The organism is Micromonospora sp. NPDC048170 (assembly GCF_040652795.1).
In the GTDB taxonomy this organism is placed as follows: domain Bacteria; phylum Actinomycetota; class Actinomycetes; order Mycobacteriales; family Micromonosporaceae; genus Micromonospora.
The window spans coordinates 111,153-126,673 of the sequence record NZ_JBEZMR010000015.1 but is presented as its reverse complement, the minus strand read 5'-3'; the positions used below and the strand labels follow the sequence as shown (position 1 = coordinate 126,673).

General features: G+C 66.6%; 13 protein-coding genes. 8 read left to right on the top strand and 5 right to left on the bottom strand.

Going from position 1 to position 15,521, the window contains the following annotated elements:
• Window positions 1-222 precede the first annotated feature (222 nt).
• A complete protein-coding gene (locus AB0D32_RS20085; RefSeq protein WP_357091982.1) occupies window positions 223-876 on the top strand; it encodes an NUDIX hydrolase in 654 nt (217 codons plus the stop codon).
• Between the two features lie 63 nt (window positions 877-939).
• Here the strand turns inward: AB0D32_RS20085 and AB0D32_RS20080 are convergent, their stop codons facing one another.
• Window positions 940-1,809: an aldo/keto reductase gene (locus AB0D32_RS20080; RefSeq protein ID WP_357091979.1), complete on the bottom strand. Its 870-nt coding sequence runs from the start codon at window positions 1,807-1,809 to the stop codon at window positions 940-942.
• A 442-nt stretch (window positions 1,810-2,251) separates the two neighbouring features.
• On the opposite strand from AB0D32_RS20080, the gene AB0D32_RS20075 reads away from it, so the two are divergent.
• The 3 genes from AB0D32_RS20075 to AB0D32_RS20065 all read left to right on the top strand — a co-directional run bounded on the left by AB0D32_RS20075 (window position 2,252) and on the right by AB0D32_RS20065 (window position 3,637).
• Window positions 2,252-2,704, top strand: a complete 453-nt coding sequence (locus AB0D32_RS20075; RefSeq protein WP_357091976.1) for a transposase family protein — start codon at window positions 2,252-2,254, stop codon at window positions 2,702-2,704.
• Window positions 2,705-2,851: 147 nt separating this feature from the next.
• Window positions 2,852-3,094, top strand: coding sequence for a hypothetical protein (locus AB0D32_RS20070; protein ID WP_357091973.1), 243 nt, complete (start codon window positions 2,852-2,854; stop codon window positions 3,092-3,094).
• A 126-nt stretch (window positions 3,095-3,220) separates the two neighbouring features.
• Complete coding sequence (locus AB0D32_RS20065) at window positions 3,221-3,637, top strand: ester cyclase (protein WP_357091970.1); 417 nt, start codon at window positions 3,221-3,223, stop codon at window positions 3,635-3,637.
• A gap of 538 nt (window positions 3,638-4,175) precedes the next feature.
• On the opposite strand, the gene AB0D32_RS20060 is transcribed toward AB0D32_RS20065, so the two are convergent.
• The 3 genes from AB0D32_RS20060 to AB0D32_RS20050 form a co-directional block, all read right to left on the bottom strand.
• Entirely contained in the window at window positions 4,176-4,451 is a 276-nt protein-coding gene (locus AB0D32_RS20060; RefSeq protein WP_357091968.1) for a hypothetical protein, read from the bottom strand.
• 222 nt (window positions 4,452-4,673) lie between these two features.
• Window positions 4,674-5,246: a GNAT family protein gene (locus AB0D32_RS20055; protein ID WP_357091965.1), complete on the bottom strand. Its 573-nt coding sequence runs from the start codon at window positions 5,244-5,246 to the stop codon at window positions 4,674-4,676.
• A gap of 20 nt (window positions 5,247-5,266) precedes the next feature.
• Entirely contained in the window at window positions 5,267-5,599 is a 333-nt protein-coding gene (locus AB0D32_RS20050; RefSeq protein ID WP_357091962.1) for a hypothetical protein, read from the bottom strand.
• A 222-nt stretch (window positions 5,600-5,821) separates the two neighbouring features.
• Here AB0D32_RS20050 and AB0D32_RS20045 point away from each other — a divergent pair, with 222 nt between their 5' ends.
• The 4 genes from AB0D32_RS20045 (at window position 5,822) to AB0D32_RS20030 (ending at window position 11,221) form a co-directional block, all read left to right on the top strand.
• Window positions 5,822-6,178: a hypothetical protein gene (locus AB0D32_RS20045; RefSeq protein ID WP_357091959.1), complete on the top strand. Its 357-nt coding sequence runs from the start codon at window positions 5,822-5,824 to the stop codon at window positions 6,176-6,178.
• Window positions 6,179-6,612: 434 nt separating this feature from the next.
• Window positions 6,613-8,685 (top strand): AAA family ATPase, encoded by a 2,073-nt coding sequence (locus AB0D32_RS20040; protein WP_357091956.1) that lies wholly within the window; start codon window positions 6,613-6,615, stop codon window positions 8,683-8,685.
• A 747-nt stretch (window positions 8,686-9,432) separates the two neighbouring features.
• A complete protein-coding gene (locus AB0D32_RS20035; protein ID WP_357091953.1) occupies window positions 9,433-10,473 on the top strand; it encodes a helix-turn-helix transcriptional regulator in 1,041 nt (346 codons plus the stop codon).
• The gene (locus AB0D32_RS20030) at window positions 10,460-11,221 is read left to right on the top strand and encodes a hypothetical protein (protein ID WP_357091950.1); all 762 of its coding nucleotides are present in this window, start codon (window positions 10,460-10,462) and stop codon (window positions 11,219-11,221) included. Before AB0D32_RS20035 ends, AB0D32_RS20030 begins: the two co-directional genes overlap by 14 nt.
• On the opposite strand, the gene AB0D32_RS20025 is transcribed toward AB0D32_RS20030, so the two are convergent.
• Entirely contained in the window at window positions 11,218-15,189 is a 3,972-nt protein-coding gene (locus AB0D32_RS20025; RefSeq protein ID WP_357091947.1) for a S8 family serine peptidase, read from the bottom strand. The genes AB0D32_RS20030 and AB0D32_RS20025 overlap by 4 nt on opposite strands.
• Window positions 15,190-15,521 lie beyond the last annotated feature (332 nt).

Below are 15,521 nucleotides of genomic sequence, written 5' to 3'. Positions count from 1 at the left end.
TGGCGGCGGGGAGTAGCGCGGAGACTGCGCTGCGGCGGATCGGATGGTCTCCTGTGGACGTGCGGCTGTCCGTCCGACGAGCCTCCTCTACTCCCCGCCTATCCGGCGGGCATCAGGCTAGCTAGTCCAGGTCGGGCTTGGCGGTCGGATTCGGCAGCGTGCCGACCTGCTTCTGACCAGCTGAGGTGCCTGACCCTGTTTGGAGTTCAGTACGGTACGGCCGTGACGTTGGCCGAGGACCTCCTTGCTGAGGGCGAGCCGGAACGAGAGTTCGATCCAGGCATCGCTGGGCGGCTTCCCCGCAAGCGGGTGGCCGGCGGCGCCCTGATCCGTGATCGCGGCGGCAGGGTGCTGTTTGTAGTGCCGGGGTACAAGCCGTTCCTTGACATCCCGGGAGGCGTGGCCGACGCCAATGAGTCACCGCTGGCCGCGTGTCGCCGGGAGATCCGCGAAGAGATCGGCCTCGACCTCCCTGTCAACCGACTGCTGGTCGTCGACTGGATCCCGGCTCACGGAGTCTGGCCCGACGGCATCATGTTCATCTTCGACGGCGGGCAGCTCGACAAGGACCAGGCCGCTGCCCTCAAGCCGACCGACGACGAACTCAAAGGCCTACGGTTCCTGGCCTACGACGACGCAGTGCCGCTACTCCGACCGTCCATGGCACGCAGGGTGCGAGCTGCACTCGACGCACTCGACGATGATCGGCCACACTACGCCGAGTTCGGCCGCTGTAGCTCCACCACGCGCCGCGCCGACGTTGGAGGCGCGGGACATGGCCCTGCGGCAGCACGCACCTCTACGAACGGTGACGGAGCCTCGTCCGCATTGGCGCCCGCTCGGCGGCAGAAGAGTGCAGGCCGAAACGCGGGATAGCGTCCGTTCGGTACTCGCGGTATGGCGGCTGTCGTGGAGCGCCGAATGGTTGCCGGGAGCTGGCTACGAGTGTCTTCCTGCGCCTAGTGCCGCGATCCCCGGCAGTTGTAGTAGGTCTCCCGCGCGCAGGTTCTCGGCCAAATGGTTGATGCTGCTGGTGCCGGGGATGGCGAGTACATGAGGTCCGCGGCTCAAGATCCAGGCGGTTCGCACTTGCGCGGCCGAAACGCCATGGGTGCGGGCGAAGGTGTCCACGGCGTCGTTTTGGGTCACGCCGCCTCTCTCGCGGCCAGTGCTGGTCAGTGCGAAGAACGGCACGAACGCGATGTTCTGGGTGCGGCATGTGCTGAGCATTTCGTCGTTGACCCTTCCGAAATCAATGCCGTATCGATTCTGCACCGCGACAACCGGTGCGATCGTTGCAGCTTGAGTGAGGTGGGGAGGCCGGACGTTGGAGATGCCCAGATGCCGGATCATGCCGGCTTGACGCAGTTCTGCCAGGGCTCCGTAGTGCTCCACGATCGAGTCGAGCCCGTGCTGACGCAGATAGACCACATCGAGGTGGTCACGGCCGAGCGCTCGTAGATTGGCCTCGACCTGGCCGCGCAGCTGATCCGGCCGAGCGAGCCCGCTGGTAGTGGGGCCGACCTTCGTGGCGATGACCAAGTCCGCTGGATACGGCGACAGGGCCTGCCGGATCACCTCATTTGCCCACTTGAGGGCAGAGAAGTCATGCTCCTTGTGGCTGGGGCTGGCGTAGGTGGGATAGAACGCGGCGGTGTCGATGTGATTGACGCCCCATTCCACTGCGCGGCGCAGCAACTCGGTCGCCTGCGTCCGGTCCTTTCCCAGGCGTTTAGCACCGAATCCGATCCGATTGACGGTCAGATCTCCGAGAGCGTAGCTGCCGGCGACTGTCTGATGTGAACGCATGATGCGACCGTAACCAGTCACGTTGATTCGTGCAGTCGGTCGCCAGCCCGATTGTGGACGTGTCAACCGTCCCGTAATGTCATTGTCGTACCGAGCAGCGTTCATCTGCTTCGACCTCGACGACCAGTCCTCGAGTTGTTGTCCATCGGGCCTCCGTTACTCCGGCCTGAGGTGAGCTTGAAGAGGGAATGTCGGAGCTGATGCGCCAACTTCTCGCCAACCGGCCGGAGCGGTTCGCGACCCTTGCATCCAATCCCGCATCGACGGCCCGGACCACGTACAAGCGAGCAGGGTGGCAGCCAGGGCCCCGGCAAAGTCGTGAGGGTGTCTGACTTGTGAGGCTTGGAGTAGAAGCGCCGTTGGTGGTCGCAGCAGGACGGGAATGACCTGTTTCGGAAGATCATCAAGGTCTCTACGCCATGCTGATCGCCCGAAGTGAGTCATGCCCGCGCTGCCATCATCGCTGGTCTGGTCCCTGTCCCGCGCACCAGCTCTGACCGTGCCCGAAACCGCTGGTGGGCTGCCCGAAGCGCTCGTCGGTCTGCCTGATCCACGTGCCCGGCGAGGTGTCCGGCATCGGCTGACGGTCGTGGTCACCGCAGCCGTGTGCTCCGTGATCGCGGGCTACCGCTCGTACGCCGCGATCGCCGAATGGGTCGCCGACGTGCCGGCGGCAACGGCTCTCGCCTTGGGCATGGCTGCCGGACGGCGCCCATCGGAGGCGATGATTCGTCGGCTGTTGCAGGCTATGGACCCGCAACTACTGACCGCGGCGATCAGTGTCTGGCTCGCTGGCCGGGCCACCGCCACCACCTCGACGGCCGGCCGGGTGATCGTGTCGACGACAAGACCCTGCGCGGCTCCCGCACCACCGACGCCCCGGCCCGGCACGTGATGACCGCCTGCGACCAGGCCACCGGTGTGGTCCTGGCCGGCATCGACGTCGACGTCGACGGCAGGACCAACGAGATCACCGGTTCGCACCGCTGCTCGACCAGATCAGTGATTTGCGCGACGCCGTGATCACCGCCGACGCCCTGCGTTGCAACGCGAGCACATCGACTACCTCGCCGAACGCGGCGCGCACTGGATCCTGACCGTCAAAGGCAACCAGCCCCACCTTCACGCCCAGCTCACCGCACTGCCCTGGCGGGCAGTCCCGGACGCCGCCCGCGACGCCGCGATCGACGCCCTACGCCTGACCGGAGTCACCAACATCGCCGCCGCCAATCGGCACCACGCCCGCGACAACACCCGCCCGTTGGCACTGCTCAGCATCACCTGACGCCCTTGCCGCGGGTCCTGGGGTTGGTCGGAACCGTCCGGGAAATCATCCTTGTCGCCGGGTGACGGCACGCACAGACCGCACGCCCCACGATGCCGGAACGATCCCATGGCACAGAATCGATCCATGAAAGATGATCCAGTTTCGGTGGTCCAGGAGTTTCTGCAGGTCGTCCGCTCGGGAGCCGATCCCAGACAAGCCGACCGGCTGATGGCGACGACGGTGATCGCTCACCAGGTGCAGGCTGAAGACCCGGCGACGATCACGCGCACGCCGCAGGAGTACGCCGAGCATGTCGAGGAGATGCTGGCGGCTTACGGGCCGTTCCGGCTGGAAATCGACGAGTTGTTCGGCTCTGGCGACAAGGTGTACGCGCGTTGGACCCAAAACGGAGTGCACATCGGGAACGTCAACGGACTGGCGCCCACAGGCCAGCCGATCATTCAGGTGACCAGCTGTATGTACCGGGTCACCGAAGGCAAGATCGCGGAGTACTGGATCCAGATCGACCGGTGGGGACTGCGAGCGCAACTCGCTGCCTAACGCGTGGCGAGCCACACCACCAAGGATGGGCCGGTTTCGCAGGGCGTGGCCCCGGCCGTATACAGCTACGGCAGGACGAGACCGCGACCCGGCGCGCCCACGCCGACGCGTTCCTCGGCGACCGTCAGACCCATGCCGTCGGCCACCATGGCTATCAGCCGGTCAGGCTCGACGTGCCCAAGATCGAGGTGGACACCAGTGAGGGCTACCGTCCTGGTCTCGACGAGATCGTTTCCTTCGTGAACGCCCGACGAGGAACCACCCGCGGCTACCTTCCGTAGTTCTGAAAATAGCCGTCCACGGGAAAATCGAACTGGTCGCTGGATGATGCCCGGCGTCGGCAAGCTCGGCTAATGGCGGTGGTCGGGACGAGTGATCAGGGTGACGTCGCTGCTCGTTGCGATGACCAACGCGCGGCCCGAGGAGGAGAAGCCGGCGGCCCGCAGTTCCGAGTAGTCCGAGTGGAGGATGTGCCACCAGGTCCCGCCGGGCGGTCCGCTGTGCAGGCCGCCGTCCGTAGCATGAAGCCCCGTCTCGCTTACTCGATGACGACGGTCGCCTCGCCAACAGCTTCGCCTCGCATACGGTGGTGACCAACCGTAGTCGGAGTCGTTGAAACCACGTGCATGAGATAGATGATCTTACGAAAACGCGCACTCAGCGCACCCGTGGCACAGTCGCGGAACGCGTCGGCCTTGACCGTCGTGTCCTCGCCAGCGACCTGGCCATAGGCGTCTGCGTACACCTTGCACAACTCATCCATCAACCCGGCGGCAACGTCGGCGCCGTGCAGGGCGTACGTCACATCGGTCATGCCCTCACGACAGGTACGGACGGCGACCCATCCTTCCCTGCGCCACTGGGAATTAGCTCAGTGAGGGTCTTCATGGCAACGTGATGGTCGCGGCGCCTGACGGGGTGTGGGTGTCCGCTCGCGGCCTTACTGGGCGTTTCGATCATGCACTCGGTGTCGGCCCCTCGACGCCGCGAAGCGAAGCACCCGGAGGCCGGGCGGCGTCACGGAGGGAGCGAGGACTCAGCGGGCGGGCTCCGGCTCGGACGACGGCCGCCACTCTCGCCTGATCAGCCCGTAGACCCACGAGTCGGAGACCTCGCCGTTCACGACGCAGTCTTCCCGCAACGTCCCTTCACGCACGAACCCGAGCTTCTCCAGCACCCGGGCAGATGCCACGTTGCGGGTATCGGCCTCAGCCTGGACGCGATTCAGGTCCAGCGTGTCGAATGCCCACCGCAGCAAGACGCGGGCGGCCTCCGTCGCGTAGCCGTGGCCCCACGCTGCATCGTCGAAGCAGTAGGTCAGAGATGCGCTGCGGTAGTCCGGATTCCACCGGTTCAGGCTGCACCAGCCGATGAACGCCCCGTCGGAGACGCGATCCACGGCCAGCCGCGCCCCGGTGCCTTCCTCAGCCATCTGCCGGCAAGCCGTAATGAACCGCTCAGAGCGCACGCGGTCGCTCCACGGTGGCGCGTCCCAGTAGCGCAGCACGTAGGCGCTGCTCTGCAGCGCGAAGAGGTCGTCCGCATCCGCGCTGTCGAAGGGACGCAGTCGAAGGCGAGGGGTGTACAGCGTGGGGGTGGGCAGCGACATCACCGTCATGTTCGTGAGCACTAGCCCCGGAGACGCCTGGCCCGCGGCTTCGGTCGGCCTGGCGGCACCAGCAGCGCTTTGCGCCACATCTCGCGTATGCCGAAGACGAACCAATACGTCCCGACGCCGGCGATCACTCCTGACAGAAGGAGGGTGCCCAGGGGCTGATCCTCGCCGAACCGGCCGCCGAAGCCTTCGAACGGCCCGTAAACAAGCATGTGACGGACCGCGATCACCACCACCGTCCAGCCGAACCCCGCCAGCGCCAACGCGATCAGGCTGGCGACCGCAAGCCCAGCCCACGAATTGGTCTGAACGGACGGAGGACGCTTACCCTTGGGGCGCCTTGGCATGCCCGAAGGCTACCGACGGGGTCAAACACATACCCAGGTCCAACCCCAGATAGATCGGTCTCAGGGTTCGGCGCGCCAGGCCCGCGGCGACCAGATCCCGGGTGCAGGAACGGCGAGTCCTCCGGATCTCGCTACGGGGGAACCTCAGGGGCGGCAAGCCGCATGCCGCCGGGCAGCCGCACGCCCATTGCGCAGCCGTGCCCAGCCACGTGCCGGTAGCCGGTGTCTCAGACGGTCTGCAGGGGCCATGATCGGCAGCACGACACCGCTACTGATCGGGCATTCCAGACAGATCAGGTCAGCCAAAAACGATCTTCTAAACTGGCGGGTCTGGCGCTGCTATGGTGCGGCCATGCCGGGCCCGACGGCATCATGTTCATCTTCGACGGAGGGCAACTCGACAAGGACCAGGCCGCTGCCCTCAAACCGACCGACGACGAACTCAAAGGCCTACGGTTCCTGGCCTACGACGACGCAGTGCCGCTACTACGGACATCCATGGCACGCAGGGTGCGAGCTGCACTCGACGCACTCGACAATGACCGGCCACACTACGCCGAGTTCGGCCGCTCCCAGTAGCCAACCTGGCGGCACGATTGTCGTAGCAGCTCATGGGCTAGGGAGCGGCAGGCCACCACTCTGTGCTGGCTGCCTGGGGGCAAAGAGTCAGCCACGCTAGGGGTAGCCCCTGCCATGCTCTACTGGTCCGATGCGTAGTCGGCGTCGTTTGTACCTGCTCTTCACGGTGGCCGGTGCGCTGATGGCCGCGACCGGACTCGCCATGACCTTGCCGTATGCGCCCAAAGCCGGTTGGTCTTTGTCTGTTTTCAACCTTGTGCGCGGTCGGTGGCGGGTTGATGGGAGGCGGCATCCGGGGTGCCAGGAAGCACCGAGGTATCATGCTCGATCTAAAGATTAGCGCAGCATCGCGTCGGGCAAGAGTCCTCCGTCAAGGCCCGCATGTCGGACACGGCGAAGAGCCAAACCGTCTCTAGTCTTCACCTAGGAGAGTCGTGCGCTTCAGGAATCTACGGATCGAGAATTTTCGAGGCATACGAAGGCTCGTTCTTGACGATCTGAAAGAGTTGGTCCTTATTGCGGGGCCGAATGGATGCGGAAAATCTGCCGCCCTCGACGCCATTCGCCTCTTGAAGTCATTCTATGGCGGCTACCAGGCAAACGAGTGGCATCAATGGATGGGCGAGTTTCAGATCGACATCAGCAAACCCCACGGACTGAGGAAGCTCTTCGGGAATCCATCCGAGGCGCTCCTCATTGAGGCTGAGATAGAGCTGTCGGACGAGGAAATCCAGCATCTCCGCAATAACGCCGAAAGTGTAATCACTCCAATCATCTGGGGCAGAATCCTGGGTCGCAGCCATGCCGGTGGGATTATTTCTGCAAACGAGGCCAATCAATACGGGTCGCAGGTTGCAGACCAGGTAGCAAAAAAAGCCCTCGAATTGCGGCAGGCTTTAGTTGGAAGTACATTTAAAGCTGGGTTCCGCCTTCCGCCTCAGGGGCAGCTACAAGTCGATCAGAGCATCCCGCTTACGGTAGCTTTTCAGACATACGCTCCTCAAGTCATAGGGGTTATCGACTACCACAGTTCGTCTCGAACGTACGAGCGGGAGGCGATCGGCGGCGTTAATCTGAATTTGGAGGCTCTTACCGAGCAGCGCAAGGGATACCTGCTGTACAACTGGCGAGAAAAGTACCGAAATGTCAAGACCGAGTTGGCTAGTCACTATGTCCGTGAAGTGATTGCGCAGCGGGCGGGGGTCGGACGCGTTTCCGATTTGAATCAAACCCTCAACGAACTCTTTCAAAAATTCTTTCCAGACAAGACCTATGAAGGCCCCACTCCTCAGAGCGACGGCTCCCTAAACTTTCCGGTACGGCTTTCCAATGGACAAGTGCACGACATAGATGACCTCAGCTCCGGCGAGAAAGAAGTCCTGTACGGATACCTCCGCCTTCGGAACTCCGCTCCACGCAACTCAGTGATTCTAATTGACGAGCCCGAACTACATTTGAATCCTCGACTACTGCAAGGCTTCTCTGATTTCTACCACATGCACTTGGGTCGCGCGCTAAACAACCAGCTCTGGCTTGTCACTCACTCAGACTCTCTGCTTCGTCAAGCAGTGGGCAACCCAAACTTTAGCGTTTATCACATGTCTCCGGTTACGACGACTGTTGTGGGCGAGAATCAAGCAGCACCTGTAGTCGCAACCGATGATGTAGAACGGGCTGTGGTCGCAATGGTTGGCGACCTAGCAGCCTATAGGCCGCGAGCGAAGGTAGTGATCTTCGAGGGCGGCGGCGACAGCGATACCGATGTATTGATTGTCAGCCGCCTCTTCCCTTCGATCGCACAACGGATGAATCTTGTGTCCGGTGGACATAAGCGGCGAGTGCGCGACCTCTATTCAACGCTAGCGGAGACGGCGTCAAGAGCCGGCCTTAGTGAACGATTCTATGCTGTTGTGGATAGAGATCGAGGCCTTCCGGAACCCCCAGAGGGCACCAACATCCTTAGCTGGGATCGCTATCATATTGAAAATTATCTGCTGAGTGAGCCTCCGATCAGAGCCGCCCTAGCGTCAACGCTCGGACGCGATCCGTTCACGGCAGATGAAGAAGTGGCAATCGCACTGAGAGACTGCGCCTCGTCAATCATGAACAGGTTGGTCCTTGAGCGCATTCAGCAGGATGTAAACGATGGGCTAGTCAGTGCGATCAGGGTGAACGCCTCTCCGAGGACAGCCCAGCCAGCCGTCGACCTGAAGCCTTCAATCGTCGGTTCCCTGGCACGCTTACGTGATCTCGGTGAGACGTTTAGCTCTGATGATTGGCTCAACGAATCGGAGGGTCGGCACAGAGCGACGCTGGAGAGTGCTTTGGAGTCTGACGCCTGGATGGTCGAGTTTCCTGGACGGAGCATCCTGAGCCTGTTTGTTGAGCGTCACGTGCCGGGCGCCTCCTATCCCGTCTTTCGGAATGTCGTACTGGACAAGATGGTTGAGATGGGTGCGGAGCCGGCGGGGCTGAAGCTTGTACTGGATCAGATCGATGCAGCTTGACCCGAGGCCGCGGTGCCGAACGTTATCGATCAATCGATAGGCGCGGGGTTGGCGCCAATCGTGTGTTTTATCACGGGCCAGCAAGCTTATCGGTGCGTGCCGGGCACAATTGACGCCGACAAGGGCTGTCAACCGCCGTAAGGCAGCGGAAGACCCGACGAAGTGCGCCCTGCCAGAACCAGCGCGGCAGGCATCTGAAGCTTCGTCTGAAGTGTCGAGTAGCGACGTGAGGCGGTCTCGATCTACGGTAAGACGGTACTGCCGTCGAGGGCCGGGAGGATGATCCCGCGCTGCTCGGGCTAGTGCACTCACAGAGCCCTGACGATCGCGACGGTGGCCGTCCGCAGTCTGGGCCGGGACGATCGATTTTCGCGCCGCTTCGCGGCTTGCCATCGGTTACCCGGCTCCGGACGCGCGGCAAGCTGGCGGCACGGCAAGCCGCCCCCGACCCGACAGGCCGGGGGGCGGTAAGCCGCACGCCGCCGGACGCCCACGTGCCGCCGTGCCAGCCACGTGCCAGTAGCCGGCGCCCCAGGCGCTCGACAAGCCGTCATGATCGGGCACCAGGGCACCGCCGCTGACCAGGCGTTCCGGACAGGTCAAGCCAGCCGAGGCGACCTTCCAACTGTTGCCGAACGACGACTGCACCTATGTCGACCTGTTCTGCTGCGGCGGACCGATGCGGGCCGGGCGCGCGCGGCAGAGATCACAGGCCGGAGTCGCGGTCGGGCCGGTGATAATCCCCAAATGCTGACCCGCCTGGGGCTGGCCCCCGCTGAGCACGACCTTTATCGGCAACTGATCCAGCATTCACCGGTCCTGGTCGCGGACCTGACGGTCACCCACGGTGCGGCGCTGCCGGCGATGATGGAGCGACTGGTCGCGCTCGGTCTGGTGGTCCGCCTTCCGGGCCCGCCGGAGCGGGTCGCCGTCGTACCGCCCCGGGCCGCGCTGGAGCCGCTCCTGCACGCCCGCGCCGGCCAGCTCGCGGAGATCCGCCGCCGGCTCGCGGCTCACGCCGCGCTGGCCGACGAGGGACTGGCCCGGGGTGAGCCGAACCCCCCGGTCGAGCCGCTTCCGGGGCGGGAGGCGATGGTACGCGCCAACCGGGAGCTCATGCGCAGCGTCCGAAAGACCGTCCGGTTCTGTGACGTGCCGCCTTACCTCGACGACCTGAGTGCGGCGCAGCCGTTCGAGGACGACTACCGGGTGCGCGGGGTGGTGAACCGGGTCATCTACGACCCACGTTCGGTGGTCGCCCCTGGCCGCCTCAGCGAACTGCTCGGCGATGTCCTCACCGGCTTCTACGCCAGGGTGGCGGAGCTGCCGATGAAGCTGGCCATCGCCGACCAGTCACTTGCTCTGGTCGTGAAGGTCGCAGATGATCACATCGAGGGGCTGCTGGTGCGTGATCCGGTGCTGATCCGTGCGCTCACCGCACTGTTCGAGTGGTATTGGGAGATCGGCATGCCACTGGGGGCGTACACGGCGGAGCGGTTGTTCGCCGATGCGGCAACCTCCGGGCAGGGCCCCGCCCAGCCCGACGATGCCGAGCGGGAGCTGTTGTTGTTGCTGGTCGCGGGCCTCACCGATCGGCAGATCGCAGCGCAGCTCGGCCTGCACGAGCGGACCGTGCGAGGGCGCATCCAGCGGATCAAGACCCGACTCGGCGCGCGGACGCGGTACCAGGCCGGTTACCTCGCCGCCCGGTACGGCTGGCTGACTCCGGCGCCGCCGGTGACGTCCCGGCGGGCGGGCGACGGTGGGGTGACCGGTGCCGCCGCCTGACATCCCGAGGGCGGGCGGGGCGGAGCCCGACGGTACGGATTTCCTCCCGGACGTCGCCGGGGAGCTGCTGCGTCTGGCGCACGAGCGGGAACTGGCCGAGATCCAGCGGCACATCGACGAGCTGGCCGGGGCCCACCACGCCCGCCGGATGGCCTGGGACCGTCGCCCGGCGATAGCGCTCGCCGGCCCGGACGCCGTCGCCGAACGGCTCGCCCAGGTGTACGCCGCCACCCGCGCCGAGCTGCGCTGCCTGGTGCGGGCCGGCGGGTGGTGCCCGCCGGCCGACCTGCCGCACCGCGTCGTGGCCGAAGGGTCCGGCGGCCGGGCCAGCGGGTCGACGATGCGTTGGTCGCCCGAGCTGCCGGTCTCCCTCTACCTGGCTGATGACCGGCTCGGGCTGGTCGCGTACGGCGACCCGGAAGCCGCGGTGCTGGTCTATCCCGGCCCGTTGCTCGATGCGCTGGGAGGGCTGTTCGAGGCGCTCTGGACGCGCGCCGATCCGCAGCGGGCCGGGGGGCCGGTGGATCGGTGGGACGGCCTGCCGGAGCTGCTGCTTGCCGGGTTGACCGATCAGGCCATCGGGCACCAGTTCGGGGTGAGTGACCGTACGGTGCAGCGGCGGATAGCGAAGTTGATGGCCGAACTCGGTGCGACCACCCGTTTCCAGGCCGGGGTTCGGGCGGCGTTGCAGGGGCCGGTGGCGCCCGGCCGGGTAGGTCCGGCCGGGCGCCCCGGTGGTGTCGGCTAGCGCAGGCCGTAGGCCTGCTTGATGGTCTGCTTGATGGTGTTGCCCTGGTTGTCGGTGGCGTCCACCCGCAGCGAGACGGTGCCGTCGGTGCGGTCCAGGATCGGGTGCTTGATGATCAGTTTGTAGTCACCCGCGCCGTTGACCTTGACGGCCTTCGCCCGGTGCCAGGTGGTGCCGCTGTCGTAGCTGACCTCGGCGGTCAGCGACGTCAGCCGGGCGTCCGGGTCGGTGTAGGACTCGCCGTATCCGGACACGGTGATGACCTGGGCCCGTCCGGCCCGGGCGGTGTTGTCCAGGGCGAGGTCCACGTCGTAGTTCAGGAACAGCTTGCGCTGCGGGGTGCAGGGCCCCAGTTGCGGACTGTAGACGGTCACCAGACACGGACCCGCCTGTGTGCCGGGATCCGCGCGCCGGGTCCGGAACGTCCACTCGGTGTCGATGTTCCGGCCGTAGTGGTCCACCCGGGGGTCGCCACGGAAACTGCTGGTCATCCGGTAGGTCGCCGGCTCGGCGGAGATCGGGAAGGCCGGTAGCCAGTTGAGGAAGACGAAGACGATGTACGGGTACGGGGTCATGGCGATCTCCCGGCCCCCCTGGAACAGCCGCAGGTCCTCGGTGCTCGACGTGGGCACACCCACCGCCTCCCAGGTGCGGCCCCCGAACACCCCGTCGCCGTTGCGCAGGAGGTGTACCGGAGCCAGGATGTCACCCACCCGGCAGTCGTCGCACTGCGTGATGCCGGGGAACCGCTGATCGAGCGTGAGCCCGGTGACGCCGGGAGTGAACGGTTGCCGGCCCCACCGCTGGACGTGCCGGCCCGGCCTGGTGTAGCGGTTCAGGGTCTCCTGCTGGTCGCCCCAGGCCACCTTCTGTGGGTTGAAGGAGATCTCGTAGGGCCACTCCATCGTGTCCCAGATGACGTCGGCGTCGACCGGGCCGAAGTACTCGGTGCGGGTGCGCTGGGATGCGGTGAAGATGTCCAGGTCAGTGTTGGTCAGGTCGTGGCCACCTCCCAGAACCGCGCTGAACTGGCTCTTGTAGTAGCCGGGCTTCGCCATGTACCGCTCGGATTCGCGTTCGACCAGGTTGCGCTGGTCCACCGACAGGTCCGGGCGCGCCGGCACCTGCTGGCGCTGGTAGAACTTCAGGGAATAGATGTACGGCGAGCTGGCCACGCCGCTGGCGGTGACCGTGACCGGCCGCTTGGCGGCTGCTGCGGCCAGCGCCCGCGCCTGGGTGGGGGGCAGGTTCAGCAGCGGGATGTGCGCGTGCCCGTCGAGTGCACCCCAGCGCATGGTGGCCCGTTCCGTGGTGCCGTGGAACGCCACCGCCGCCGCGCCGGCCTCATGCGCGGCTGCCACCCTTGGTGGGGCCTGCCAGCCGCACGCCGGGGTCGGGCACAGGTCGGAGAAGTCCAGTAGCACCAGCTTGCCCTTGACGTCGACCTTGGCCAGGTCCTCCGGCGTGCCGTGGCCGGCGGCCACCACGGTCAGCTTGCGCTCGCCGTCGAACATGCCGTTGGTCGGGTCGACATCGACATACCGGGCGTCCAGCGGGCGGCCGTCGGCGCTCACGCTGACCGGTGGCACACCCAGCAGGTACTGGCTGGCCGTGTGGAAGGTGCCGGTGGTGGCCTTCGCGGTGGGCAACGACCACAGCCGACCGCCGTAGGGCAGCGTTGCGGTGATGGTGCCCATCGCCCGCCCGTCGACCGAGGTCCGTTGCTGCCCGCCCCGCACCTGGTATGCGTCGGTCGGCTTCGGGGTGCGCACCGCCAGTGCGGTGGCCGGGCGCAGGTCGAGGGTGACGGTGGTGTCACCGTCGACGGCCACCTCGGGCGCGCTGACCGGCAGCGCGTTCCAGTTGCCGTCCGGGGTGTACCAGCCGACGGTGCCCTGCACGCTGAACCGGCCGGACATCACGTCCAGGGTGACCTCGGGCGCCCCGTTGAACTGGTATGCCCGGTCGAGGTCGGCGCGATCGTCGACGCGCAGTGCGCCGAAGACACCGAAGGTCAGGTTGGTCATCTGCGGGGCGGCGATCGTCCGGATGGTCAGCTTGCCCCGCTTCGGCTCCTTGAAGGCGCCCACCGCCGTGCGCACGCTGATGCCGTCGGCCCCGGTCGCGGTGATGATCCCGCTGTACCAGGTGTCCGGCCCGTTCCGGAAGTCCAACGTGATGCCCACCGTGGCCGAGCCGCGAGCGGGCACTCGCACGCTGGAGCGGTCCAGCCGCAGCACGCCGGCCGGGGCCGGCCCGACGCGGGAGTCGAACGAGGCGGCCAGGTCCAGGGTGACCGGGGCGTCGCCGTCATTGGTGTAGGTCAGCGTGCGGCTCACCGCCGTGCCGTGCGGGTAGGCGACCCGGCCGAAGTCGATGTTGCCGCTGCCGGACACGCGCTGGCTGACCGCGCGGGCGACGTCCACCCGCCCGGCGCCCTCCTCCAGCACGGCGGCCGGGGTGTCCACGGTGGTTCCGGTGAGCACGGCCTTCAGCCGTGCGCCGGTCCAGTCCGGGTGCTGTTGCGCCAGGATCGCCGCCGCGCCGGCCACCTGCGGTGCCGCCATCGAGGTGCCGCTGGCCGAGGTGTACCGGTCGTTGACCGGGGTGCCCAGCGCCGTACCGGCCGCCCGGCCGGCGACGATGTCCACGCCCGGCGCGGCGATGTCCGGCTTGAATCCGTAGTCCACGGTCGGGCCGCGTGAGGAGAAGGAAGCCATCTTGTCCCGCTTGTCCACTGCGGCGACGGTCAGCGCCTCGGGCGCCGTACCGGGGGTGCCGATGGTCCGGTCGGGGCCCCCGAGGTTGCCGGCGGAGATGACGAAGAGCGTGCCGTAGCGGGCGGACAGGTCGGCCACCGCCTGCTCCAGCGGGTCCAGCCCCGGGGTGTCTCTGTCGCCGAGGCTCATGTTGACGATGTCCGCCCCGCCGGCCGCGGCCCACTCCATCCCGGCCAGCACCCAGGAGGTGGCACCCGAGCCGTTGGCACCCAGCACCTTGCCGATCATCAACTCGGCGCCTGGGGCGACCCCCTTGTATTTGCCGCCGGAGGCGACGCCGGTGCCGGCAATCGTGGTCGCCACGTGCGTGCCATGACCGTGGCGGTCCTGCGCGTCCGGCTCCCAGGGCGAGAAGCTCTGCGCCGCGACGATCTTGCCGGCCAGGTCGGGGTGGTCGAGGTCGGCGCCGCTGTCCAGCACCGCGACCTTCACGCCGGTGCCGTCGAGTCCGGCCTGCCAGGCCGCCGGCGCCCCGATCTGCGGCACACTCACATCCAGGTCGCCTGACACCTTGGCGTCCAGCCACACCCGGGACATGCCCCTGTCGATCGCCCGGCCCCCGGTCGAGCCAACCAGAGCGTTCCAGAACTCGCCGGCCTTCTTCCGTTCCACCTTGGTGGCCGCGGCGTTGATGCTGCGCAACGCCCGCGGGCGTGCCGTGCCCGGCAACGCGTCCACCTCGGCGGCCACGTCCCGCACCGTCCGCCTGGCGTCGCGGGTCGCCTCGTTCGGCTCACGGTACTGGAGAATCAGTGGCACGTCGGAGCTCGTCGGGTCGTCGTATCCGTTGGACGCCAGATAGTTGACGTCGAACAGCCTCGCATCCAACTTTCCGGCCTTGACCAGCCCGATCGCATCCGACGGATACACGTGGAACGCGTCACCGTCGGACACCTGGAGGAACGACGGCGGCGGCTGACCCGGCCGGTAAGCCGCCTCGGAGACGCTCGCGGTCACCTTCCGGTCGGCACCGATCCCGACGGTGACCACGTCACCGGTGATCAGCGTGACCTGCGTGCGGGCGATCGGCAGGCCGGTGCCGCTGCCAGGCGCCCCGGCCTGGCTGGACGAGGGGGCGGGCGGACTCGTGGCCGGCGCCGCCGCGCCGGGCACACTGACCGAAGCCACCATGCCCAGCGACAGCAGGCCCGCCGCGGAGGCGCGCAGGCGCCATCGGCGAGAGAACATCTCGTTCCTTCCCAAAAAGGGTGATTGGCGGGGCACCCTGCCCACGGATGGTGGCGGGGCACCCCTCCCAGGGGGTGATGGGAAGGCGCCGATCCCGGGGGTGATGAGGTGGGCGCCCGCTGGGACGGTCTCAGGCAGACACGTCTCGAGGGAATATCCGCGCCTCGCCCTAAACTCGCCATGACGCGTTTAGGGCGGGATCCACCAGGGCCACGTTGAGTCAGGCGACCTCGGTCAGCTCACGCGGGTGGGACAGCCAATACCCGACGGGCAGGTCACCGACCCACAGGCGCGTGTCCACGGATCCGACAAAATGCGACAGCGCCCGCTCC

What these genes read in the sequence shown, in the direction of transcription:
- AB0D32_RS20050 (WP_357091962.1), bottom strand. Translation starts at nt 5,599, where the DNA reads ATGCCAAGGCGCCCCAAGGGTAAGCGTCCTCCGTCCGTTCAGACCAAT.
- AB0D32_RS20035 (WP_357091953.1), top strand. Translation starts at nt 9,433, where the DNA reads ATGCTGACCCGCCTGGGGCTGGCCCCCGCTGAGCACGACCTTTATCGG.
- AB0D32_RS20080 (WP_357091979.1), bottom strand. Translation starts at nt 1,809, where the DNA reads ATGCGTTCACATCAGACAGTCGCCGGCAGCTACGCTCTCGGAGATCTG.
- AB0D32_RS20055 (WP_357091965.1), bottom strand. Translation starts at nt 5,246, where the DNA reads ATGTCGCTGCCCACCCCCACGCTGTACACCCCTCGCCTTCGACTGCGT.
- AB0D32_RS20075 (WP_357091976.1), top strand. Translation starts at nt 2,252, where the DNA reads ATGCCCGCGCTGCCATCATCGCTGGTCTGGTCCCTGTCCCGCGCACCA.
- AB0D32_RS20060 (WP_357091968.1), bottom strand. Translation starts at nt 4,451, where the DNA reads ATGACCGATGTGACGTACGCCCTGCACGGCGCCGACGTTGCCGCCGGG.
- AB0D32_RS20065 (WP_357091970.1), top strand. Translation starts at nt 3,221, where the DNA reads ATGAAAGATGATCCAGTTTCGGTGGTCCAGGAGTTTCTGCAGGTCGTC.
- AB0D32_RS20025 (WP_357091947.1), bottom strand. Translation starts at nt 15,189, where the DNA reads ATGTTCTCTCGCCGATGGCGCCTGCGCGCCTCCGCGGCGGGCCTGCTG.